We start from the raw sequence: 5,212 nt of genomic DNA on the forward strand, positions 1-5,212 counted from the left end.
CCCGGGATACCGGGCACGCGGAGGCCGCCCCTTCTGGTCCTGCCGGGGAGGTACGTCCGCGTCCCGAAGTTGACGAACCGGCCGGGCCCGCCCGCGTCAGCCCACCGGGACGGCCTGTCCCGGCACCGTCCCGCTCTCCGGCAGCGGATCACGCGAGCGGCGCTTGGCGATCACGGCGCAGACCATCAGCTGCATCTGGTGGAAGAGCATCAGGGGCAGCACCGCGAGACTGGCGTGCGCGCCGAACAGGACGCTGGCCATCGGCAGCCCGGCCGCCAGGCTCTTCTTCGAGCCCGCGAACTGGATGGCGATCCGGTCCGCCCGCCCGAAGCCCAGCCGCTTCGCCCCGTACCAGCTCACCGCGAGCATGAGGGCCAGCAGCACCGCCTCCGCGCCCAGCAGCGCGCCGAGCCGGAGCGGGGTGACCTGGTGCCAGATCCCGGCCACCATGCCCTCGCTGAACGCCGTGTACACGACGAGCAGGATCGAGCCGCGGTCCACGTAGCCCAGCACCTTGCGGTGGCGGGTGAGGAAGCCTCCGACCCATCGGCGCAGCAGCTGGCCGGCGAGGAAGGGCACCAGCAGCTGGAGGACGATCTTCAGCAGCGAGTCCGCGGAGAAGCCGCCCCCGCTCCCGCCGAGCAGCGCGGCCGCCAGCAGCGGCGTCAGCAGGATGCCGGCGATGCTGGAGAAGGAGCCCGCGCAGATGGCGGCGGGCACGTTGCCGCGCGCCATCGAGGTGAAGGCGATGGACGACTGGATGGTCGAGGGCACCAGGCACAGGAAGAGGAAGCCGTCCTGGAGCTGCGGGGTCAGGACGTACGGAACGAGCCCGTGGCCGGCCAGCCCCAGCAGCGGGAAGACCAGGAAGGTGCAGGCCAGCACGGTGAGGTGGAGCCGCCAGTGCTTCAGGCCGTCCAGCGCCTCGGCGGTCGACAGGCGCGCTCCGTAGAGGAAGAACAGCAGGGCCACCGCTCCGGTCGAGGCGCCGCCCGCCACCTCCGCGCCGGTCCCGGACACGGGCAGCAGCGCCGCGATCACCACCGTGCCGACGAGCGCCAGGATGTACGGGTCGACCGGCAGCCAGGACGGCAGCGCGGGGATACGGCGGCTGGTGCGGCGGCTCATGTGCTCCGTGCTCTCTCGGTGGAATCGTGCCCTCCCCATCCTGCTCCCGGAGACAGCGATCGGGAATCCCGTACACCGCACTGACTGTCATCATGAATCGCGATAGCCTTGGGCCATGTACGACCCCGTCCAGCTCCGCACCTTCCTGGCCGTCGCCCAGACCCTGAGCTTCACCCAGGCGGCACGACGGCTGGGTGTCCGGCAGTCCACGGTCAGCCAGCACGTGCGCCGGCTGGAGGCGGAGGCCGGCCGGCAGCTGTTCAGCCGGGACACCCACCGGGTGGATCTGACCGAGGACGGCGAGGCGATGCTCGGCTTCGCCCGGACGATCCTCCAGGCCAACGAGCGGGCGGCGGCGTTCTTCACGGGCACCCGGCTGCGCGGGCGGCTGCGCTTCGGGGCGTCCGAGGACTTCGTCCTGACGCGGCTGCCGGAGATCCTGGAGTCCTTCCGGCGCGAGCACCCCGAGGTAGAGCTGGAGCTGACGGTGGAGCTCTCCGGCGCCCTGCACCAGCAGCTCGCGGCGGGCCGGCTCGACCTGGTGCTGGCCAAGCGGCGCGCCGGGGACACGCACGGCGAACTGGTCTGGCAGGACACCCTGGCCTGGATCGGCGCCCCGCAGCTGCGGATCGACCCCGAACGCCCGCTCCCGCTGATCGCGTTCCCGCCCCCCGGCATCACCCGGGCACGCGCCCTGGAGGTGCTGGAGGAGCACGGCAGGCCCTGGCGCTTCGCGTGCACGAGCGCGAGCCTGAGCGCCCTCGTCGCGGCGGCCAGGGCCGGACTGGGGGTGATGGCGCACACCCGGGGCCTCATCCCGCCGGGCCTCGTGCCGGTGCCGTCCCGGGCGGGGCTGCCGGAGCTCGGGGATGTGGATTTCGTGCTGCTGCACGGACGGCGCAGGGACGCCGCGCAGGAAGCGGCGGACGCCCTCGCGGCGGCGATCCTGGCGGGCGGGGACCGGCTCCACCGCGCTCCGGTCAGGCCCGCGCATCCGGATCCGGCGTAGGCGGCGCGTACAGATTCGGTGGAGATTCCCGCCCGAGCTACTTACCCCGTGGTCAGAAGTGCGCCCGAGCCCGGCCCTTCTGGCCCGATTTCTACGGTCGGCCTGGCCGGATGTCACGATTTCCGGAGACTTAGGGCCCTCCCGCGGCCTCGCGCCGTGAGGTAGCGTCGCGGCGCCGTGCGGAGCGCCACAAGGAGCAGGTCATTGCGCGAGTTCACTGTCCCACCCATGGCCGCTGCCCCTCAAGTCGGCGGTCTTGCCGATACCGTCTTCGCCTATGCGCAGGAGGACCCCCACAGGACGGCCCTCGGCCGCAAGGACGCGGAGGGGCACTGGTACGACGTCTCGGCGGCGGCCTTCCGCGACGAGGTGCTGGCCCTCGCCAAGGGCCTGATCGCCCAGGGCGTCCGGTTCGGCGACCGGGTCGCCCTGATGTCCCGTACGCGCTACGAGTGGACCCTCTTCGACTTCGCCCTGTGGGCGGTGGGCGCCCAGTCCGTGCCGGTGTATCCGACGTCCTCGGCCGAGCAGGTCCTGTGGATGCTGCACGACGCCGAGGTCGCGGCCGTCATGGTCGAGCACGAGGACCACGCCATGACGATCGGCTCGGTCATCGACCGGCTGCCGAACCTGCGCAGGCTGTGGCAGCTGGACGCCGACGCGGTGAGCGAACTCGTCGAGGCCGGGACCGGGATCGACGACGAGGTGGTCCACCGGCACCGCCGCGCGGTGACGCCCGACTCGGTGGCGACCGTGATCTACACCTCGGGCACCACGGGGCGCCCCAAGGGCTGTGTGATCACCCACGCCAACTTCATGTTCGAGGCCGACACCATGGTCGGCCGCTGGCGTCCGGTGTTCCTCTCCAAGCCCGGCGAGGAGGCCGCGACACTGCTCTTCCTGCCGCTCGCCCACGTCTTCGGCCGCATGGTGGAGATCGCGGCACTGCGCGGCCGGGTGAAACTGGCGCACCAGCCGGAGCTGTCCGCGAAGGCGCTGATGCCGGACCTCCTGTCCTTCCGGCCCACCTTCATCCTGGCGGTGCCGTACATCTTCGAGAAGGTCTTCAACGGCGCGCGGCGCAAGGCGGAGTCGGAGGGCCGCGCCGGGGCCTTCGACAAGGCCGTCGAGGTCGCGGTGAAGTACGCGGAGGCACTGGAGGAGCGGGCCTTCGGCACCGGTCCGGGTCCGTCCGCCGGGCTGCGGATGCAGCACCAGTTCTTCGACAAGGTCGTCTACCGCAAGGTCAGGGAGGCGATGGGCGGCAGGGTGCGGCACGCCATGTCGGGCGGTTCCGGCATGGCCCGGCGGCTGGGCCTGTTCTTCGCGGGTGCGGGCGTCACGGTCTTCGAGGGCTACGGACTCACCGAGACGACCGCGGCGGCCGCGGCCAATCCGCCCGAGCGCCCCCGGTACGGCACCGTGGGCCAGCCGATCCCCGGGTCCGCGGTGCACATCGCGCGGGACGGCGAGATCTGGGTGCACGGCGCCAACGTGTTCTCCGGGTATCTGGGCGACCCCAAGTCCACGGACGCCGTGCTGCACGACGGGTGGCTGGCCACCGGGGACATCGGGGCGCTCGACGAGGACGGGTACCTGACCATCACCGGGCGCAAGAAGGAGATCCTGGTGACCTCCGGGGGCAAGAGCGTGGCCCCCAGCGGCCTGGAGGAGCGGGTCCGCGCGCACCCCCTGGTCGCGCAGTGCCTCGCCGTCGGCAACGACCGGCCCTACATCGCGGCCCTGGTCACCGTGGACCACGAGGCGGTGGAGCACTGGCTCGCCATGCAGGGCCGCGCCCCGCTGCCCCCCACGGAGCTGGTGCGCGATCCGGATCTGGAGATGGAGGTGCGCCGGGCGGTGGTGGCCGCGAACACGGCCGTCTCCCAGGCCGAGTCCATCCGCACCTTCCGCATCCTGGCCCACCAGTTCACCGAGGAGCACGGTCTGCTGACCCCGTCGCTCAAGCTGAAGCGGAAGGCGATCGAGTCGGCGTACTCGGCCGAGGTGGACGCCCTCTACCGGTGAGACCGGGGCCCCCGGATCTGACGGTATGTCAGTTGTCGGTGTTCCGGTGTCCGGGGCCGGTCCCCCGGGAATGCTCGGGGCGTCCCGGTCGTTGCGACCAGGAGAACCGACCGACGACGTAAGGATCGACAGCTCGTGAGCCAGGTCCCCACCATCACGCTCAACAACGGCCTCGAAATGCCTCAGCTCGGCTTCGGTGTCTGGCAGGTGCCGGACGACGAGGCGACGACGGCCGTGGCCACGGCCCTGGAGGCCGGGTACCGGAGCATCGACACCGCCGCGGTCTACGGCAACGAGTCGGGCACCGGCAAGGCGATCGCCGCGTCCGGGGTGGCCCGCGAGGAGCTGTTCGTCACCACCAAGCTGTGGAACAGCGACCAGGGGTACGACTCGACGCTGCGCGCGTTCGACGCGTCGCTGGACAAGCTGGGCCTGGACCACGTCGACCTCTACCTGATCCACTGGCCGGTGCCGTCCAAGGACGCGTACGTCGACACGTACAAGGCCTTCGAGCGGATCCTGGCCGACGGCCGCGCCAAGGCGATCGGCGTGTCCAACTTCCACCCGGAGTACCTGGAGCGCCTGCTCGGCGAGACCTCCGTGGTGCCCGCGGTCAACCAGATCGAGCTGCACCCGCAGCTCCAGCAGACCGCGGCCCGGGCGTTCCACGCCGAGCACGGCATCGTCACCGAGGCCTGGTCGCCGCTGGGCTCGGGCAAGGGGCTGCTGGAGGTCCCGACGGTGGTCGCCGTCGCACACAAGCACGGCCGGACCCCGGCGCAGGCGGTGCTCCGCTGGCACCTCCAGACCGGCCACGTGGTGATCCCCAAGTCCGTGACCCCGTCCCGGATCGCGGAGAACATCGACGTCTTCGGCTTCGAGCTGGACGCCGACGACCTGGCCGCCTTCGCGGCGCTCGACGAGGGCAAGCGCCTCGGCGCCGACCCGGCCGAGTTCAACCTCGGCGCCTGAGCGCGCACCGCGTCCGTCGCCCCGCACCGCCCCCCCGGGGCGGGGCGACGCCCGGTTACCCCACCGGGGTTCGCG

Annotated in this window: 4 protein-coding genes; 3 read left to right on the forward strand and 1 reads right to left on the reverse strand. The window is 71.9% G+C overall.

Features of this window, described 5'->3' with window-relative positions:
* Nucleotides 1-96: 96 nt before the first annotated feature.
* Entirely contained in the window at nt 97-1,128 is a 1,032-nt protein-coding gene (locus tag ACFVS9_RS16705; protein WP_383118975.1) for a bile acid:sodium symporter family protein, read from the reverse strand.
* Nucleotides 1,129-1,243: 115 nt separating this feature from the next.
* Here ACFVS9_RS16705 and ACFVS9_RS16710 point away from each other — a divergent pair, with 115 nt between their 5' ends.
* The 3 genes from ACFVS9_RS16710 (at nt 1,244) to ACFVS9_RS16720 (ending at nt 5,137) form a co-directional block, all read left to right on the forward strand.
* Nucleotides 1,244-2,137: a LysR substrate-binding domain-containing protein gene (locus ACFVS9_RS16710; RefSeq protein ID WP_383118974.1), complete on the forward strand. Its 894-nt coding sequence runs from the start codon at nt 1,244-1,246 to the stop codon at nt 2,135-2,137.
* Between the two features lie 228 nt (nt 2,138-2,365).
* Complete coding sequence (locus ACFVS9_RS16715; protein ID WP_383118973.1) at nt 2,366-4,165, forward strand: AMP-dependent synthetase/ligase; 1,800 nt, start codon at nt 2,366-2,368, stop codon at nt 4,163-4,165.
* Between the two features lie 135 nt (nt 4,166-4,300).
* Nucleotides 4,301-5,137: an aldo/keto reductase gene (locus ACFVS9_RS16720; RefSeq protein WP_383118972.1), complete on the forward strand. Its 837-nt coding sequence runs from the start codon at nt 4,301-4,303 to the stop codon at nt 5,135-5,137.
* The last annotated feature ends 75 nt before the right edge of the window (nt 5,138-5,212 follow it).

It is taken from the genome of Streptomyces sp. NPDC058008 (assembly GCF_042886395.1).
Classification (GTDB): Bacteria; Actinomycetota; Actinomycetes; order Streptomycetales; family Streptomycetaceae; genus Streptomyces.